At 62.5% G+C, this 4,818-nt stretch carries 5 protein-coding genes; all 5 read right to left on the bottom strand.

Annotation, left to right across the window (positions count from 1 at the left end; genetic code table 11):
* Nucleotides 1-1,363, bottom strand: a 1,363-nt coding sequence (locus tag ACTJGZ_RS15775) for an aldehyde dehydrogenase (NADP(+)) (protein ID WP_441663842.1), incomplete at its 3' end; no start/stop codon positions are given.
* 24 nt (nt 1,364-1,387) lie between these two features.
* Nucleotides 1,388-2,302, bottom strand: a complete 915-nt coding sequence (gene kdgD, locus ACTJGZ_RS15770) for a 5-dehydro-4-deoxyglucarate dehydratase (protein ID WP_127773211.1) — start codon at nt 2,300-2,302, stop codon at nt 1,388-1,390.
* A 188-nt stretch (nt 2,303-2,490) separates the two neighbouring features.
* Entirely contained in the window at nt 2,491-3,204 is a 714-nt protein-coding gene (locus ACTJGZ_RS15765; protein ID WP_240733282.1) for a FadR/GntR family transcriptional regulator, read from the bottom strand.
* 236 nt (nt 3,205-3,440) lie between these two features.
* Entirely contained in the window at nt 3,441-4,388 is a 948-nt protein-coding gene (locus ACTJGZ_RS15760) for an ornithine cyclodeaminase family protein (protein ID WP_278859739.1), read from the bottom strand.
* Between the two features lie 120 nt (nt 4,389-4,508).
* Nucleotides 4,509-4,818 (bottom strand): hydantoinase B/oxoprolinase family protein (locus tag ACTJGZ_RS15755; protein ID WP_441663841.1); only part of this gene is annotated, 310 nt, incomplete at its 5' end.

The raw sequence follows: 4,818 nt of genomic DNA, 5'->3' as shown, positions 1-4,818 counted from the left end.
CGTTGACCAGCAAGCGGCCAGCCTTGCGTTCCAGGATAGGCACAAGCGGCCTGGCGGCGGCATGGTCGGCTTCATCCATGAGCAAAGTCGCCGTCAACTGCCCTTCCAGCTGTTCCGCCACCGTGACGAAATCCCCGGTGTCCTGAACACGAATCACCAGCCCCGCCGGCCCGAACACCTCTTCGCGCAGGGCCGGATTGCCCTGAAAGCCTGCCGCATCGGTGGCAAACAACATGGCCTGCGCCCGTGGCGGCGTCTGCGCCTGCGCAGCCTGGCCCTGCGCCAGACACTGCACTTGCGCGGCTGCCGCCAGGCGGGCAACGCCCTCGTCATAGGCGCGCTGAATGCCCGCCGTCAGCATTACCCCTGCCGGATGCGCTGCCAGCGCTTGCGCCGCCGATGCCAGAAAGGCATCCAGACCAGGCCCGGCAGGCGCGATCAGCAGGCCGGGGTTGGTGCAAAACTGGCCGCACCCCAGCGTCAGCGACGCCACAAACGCCTGGCCAAGCTGCGCGCCCCGTTCGGCCAATGCCCGGGGAAACAGAAAGACCGGGTTGATGCTGCTCATTTCCGCATATACCGGTATGGGTTCCGGCCTGGCCTGGGCCAGGCGCACCAGCGCCAGCCCGCCCTGGCGCGATCCGGTAAAACCGACAGCTTTGATCGCGGGGTGCGACACCAGCGCGCTGCCCAAGGAAGTGCCCGCGCCAAACAGCAAAGAAAATACGCCTTCCGGCATGCCTGTCACCTGCGCGGCTTCGGCGATGGCTTGCCCGACCAGTTCCGACGTGCCCAGGTGCGCATTGTGTCCTTTCACAATGACCGGCGCCCCCGCCGCCAAGGCGGATGCCGTATCGCCCCCGGCGACTGAAAACGCCAGCGGAAAATTGCTGGCGCCAAACACCGCCACGGGCCCCAAAGGCATTTTCGCCAAACGCAGATCACTGCGCGGCAAGGGGCTGCGCTCCGGCTCTGCCGGATCGACGCTGGCTGCCAGAAAGCGCCCGTCACGCACCACCTGCGCGAACAGGCGCAACTGCCCAACCGTCCGGCCGCGCTCGCCAGTCAGCCTGGCCAGGGGCAGGCCGGTTTCCGCATGGGCCCGCTCCAGCAAATCCTCGCCCAGCAACAGAATGCGGTTGGCAATTTCATCGAGGAATTGCGCCCGCTGCGCCAGCGGCAGACTGCGATAGTCATCGAACGCCGCTTGCGCCAGCGCCGCGGCCCGTTCTACATCAGCATCCGAACCGAATCCGAACATCGGCTCAAGATTTTCGCCGGTGGCGGGGTTAACGGCCTTCTGGCCCCCCGCCGTACCGAGAATGCGCTGATGGCCGATAAACATCTTACCGATCATCGTCATGATTCCGTCCCGTCACAAAACCGCTTACTTGCCGCCGACCTTATCCATCAGCGCCTTCAGCGCCTGGACTTCTTCGGCTTCCAGATCCGTCAGCGGCGTGCGCACAGGCCCTGCCGGATGCCCCGCCAGACGGGCGCCCGCCTTCACGATACTGACGGCATAGCCCTGTTTGCGGTTGCGAATATCCAGGTAAGGCAGGAAGAAATCATCAATCAGACGCGTCGTGAAGGCGTCGTCGCCCCGCGCCAGCGCGTTGTAGAAATCAATCGCTGTCTGCGGAATGAAGTTGAACACCGCCGACGAGTACACCGGAATCCCGATGGCCTTGTAAGCCGCCGCGTAAACCTCTGCCGTGGGCAAGCCGCCAAGATAAGTGAAACGATCGCCCAGCTTGCGGCGAATCCGCACCATGGGCTCGATATCGCCTACCCCGTCCTTGAAACCAATCAGGTTGGGATGCGCATCCGCCAGTTTTTCCAGCGATTCGGCGCTCAGGCGCGAGTTGGCCCGGTTATAGAACACCACCCCGATACGGGTCGAACGGCATACCTCGGCCACGTGAGCGGCAATCCCTTCTTCGCTGGCTTCGGTCAGGTAATGCGGCAGCAGCAAGATGCCATGCGCGCCCAGGCGCTCGGCCTCCTGAGCCTGGGCGATGGCCGTGCGCGTCGGGCCGCCCACGCCTGCCAGGATAGGCACTTTGCCAGCACCAGCCTGCACGGCGGTGCGGATGATGCCGCTGTATTCGTCGCCGCTGATGGAAAACAGTTCGCCAGTCCCGCCAGCGGCGAACAAGGCGCTGGCGCCATAGGGGGCCAGCCACTCCAGCCGGGCGGCATACGACTTTTCATTGAAATTGCCTTGCTCGTCGAAATCCGTCAGCGGAAACGACAGCAAACCCTGCGAAAGAATATTTTTAAGTTCCAAAGGGGTGGTCACAGCTTTCTCCAATAATCGGGCCACAAGGATGTACTACAACAACATAGAGATATGTCATCATACAATATAGGAGATGAAAGACAAGCTAGGTAGAGACCCTTATGCAGATAGTTAAGCGATGATGGCGTAAAAAAAGAGGGCCGCAGTCAAACTGACCGGCCCTCTTCTACTTTGACAATACAGACGTCCTACAACACGCCTGTTGTCCCTGCGTCTTGATGATCGACCATGTTTTCCCACACCGCCCGCAGGCGTTCCCGGCTATTGCTGAGGTGCGTGCGCATCGCCGCCCGCGCCGCCTCGGCATCCTGGCGGTCTATGGCCGCCAGCACGACCTTATGCTCGCCATTGATCTGCCGCAGATATTCCTGCTGCGCTTCCGCCGTGCGCTGCACAGCATTAATGCGGTTGCGCGGAATGATCGCCGCCCCCAGCTGCTTCAGCACATCGGAGAAATAACGGTTGCCGGTCGCCACCGCAATGGCCGTGTGAAAGGCAATATCCGCTTCGACATTGCCCTCGCTGCGCGCATCGCTGTCCAGATCGAACTGATCCAGCGCGGCACGCATCGCCGCCACATCATCTGCCGTGCGGCGCTGCGCCGCCAGCCCCGCGGCCTCGGATTCGATGCTGATGCGAAATTCCAGAATGGACATGACATCCAGCAAGGTCACCAGGCTGACATCCAGATTGATGTCGCCATGCGCGGCCTCGGGCAGATCCAGCACAAACGTGCCGATGCCATGCCGCGTCTCTACCAGCCGCGCGGCCTGCAATTTGGAAATCGCTTCGCGCACGACAGTGCGGCTGACGCCTTCGCGCTGCATCAGCTCCGACTCGGTGGGCAGCTTGCTGCCCACCGGGAACTCCCCCTGGCGGATTTGCCGGGTCAGGGACAGCACAACCTCCTGAGTGAGGCTGCGGCTTCGTTTGCGCGGTGTGCTTGGAAAGTTCATAGACGCTGGATCAAAGTTAGCGGAACGCCTGGCAAGACGTCTGAGTGAATAGTAGCCTGCAGGCCCGGACAAGGTCTTCTGCGCCAGCGGCGCAATACGCTTGCCTGTATTTTAAGTGATCCGACGACATACAAGAAAATCACTGCCTGCCCGCCCTGCGCAAGCCGTCATTAATTCCTTGGTCAGGCCGCTTCCAACGCCGTTTCATAGATCATACTGGCCGCCGCAATATCTTCCAGCGCCACCCCGACGGCGTTATACATCACGATCCGCTCAGGCTCGTAGGCTGACGCCTGCCCTGCCGCCAGCATATCCGCCAGGCTTTCCACTTTGGCGCGCAATGCCGCCTGATCGTCAAACAGCAATAAGTCCCCGGTGTCCTGCAAAGTCTGCTCCGGCCACTCCAGCACCACCACGCCAGCGCGCGCCACCGTCACAGCATCGACTTCCCTGGCATGCTTCAGGCATGAACCCACGGCCGCCACAAACGTTCCTGGACGAAGCAAAGCGCCATCAAACACCGGCACCAGCGACCGGGTGGCCGTCACGATGATATTGGACTGGCGAGCCACGGCATCGGCATCTGCCAGCGCCACCCGCACACCCGTATCGCGCTCCAGGGCAGCGCGCAGCGTTTCTCCGGCACGCGGATCACACAGCAAAATCCGGCGCAAAGGAAAAGCGCGGCTCAATTGCAAGGCATGCTCATAGCCGACCGGGCCCAGCCCGAACAGGCCCAAGGTATCAGCCTGGGGATCGGCATAGCGGCGGGCCGACAGCACAGAACAGGCTGCCGTCCGGAACTTGGTCAGCGCATTGGCCTCGACCGTCGCCAGCATGGCCCCTGTCCGCGTACAAAACAGCATGATGCGAAAGCACAGGCGGCCAGCGACATGGCTATATACCTTGACGCCGGCATACCCCAGCGCCGGCATGACAGCCCCCATGCTGACCAGCCGGAAACCATCCTGATCGGTACGAAAACGCGGCTGCATATTGACCTGGCCATCACGCCAGGACAAAAACGCCCGCGTCAGCACTGGCGCCAGATCCCCGGCGCGCAGAATCCGCTCCACCTCGGCATCGGCAATATACAAAGGCATTCCGTCCGCCACTTTCATTTCCATCATGCATGCTTCCTTACAGGGCCATGGCCGGCGCAAACCGGCCATGGCATCTTCACACAACGCGGGCCTAGAGACGGCCCGCACTGCCGTCACAGCCCTCACGATGAACGCGGCAACCCTGCCTCAACCGCGAAAACCGTAAACGCTGCGCGCCGTTTCCGGCGCGACATAGCCGTTATGCACATCGCTGGCGACTTGCTCGCCAGCGCGCCCGGCGGGATCACCATACCCGCCGCCGCCAGGTAAGGCCAGCATGATGCGCAAGCCGTCCGGCACTTCCACCCGCGACCCCTTGCCCTTCAGCCGCGTGCCATCGCTGAGCTGCACCGAGCCTGCCTCACCAGCAGCGCCGCCGACGCGCCCGCGTGCCGGGTTAAGAATGCGGTCGAACATCGCGTTGAAGGCTATCGCATAGCCATCCGCGGCTTCGATT

The sequence above is a fragment of the Kerstersia sp. genome (assembly GCF_052103615.1).
Classification (GTDB): Bacteria; Pseudomonadota; Gammaproteobacteria; order Burkholderiales; family Burkholderiaceae_B; genus Kerstersia.
The sequence above is the reverse complement of the archived record's forward strand: the minus strand, read 5'-3'. Positions and strand labels throughout refer to the sequence as shown.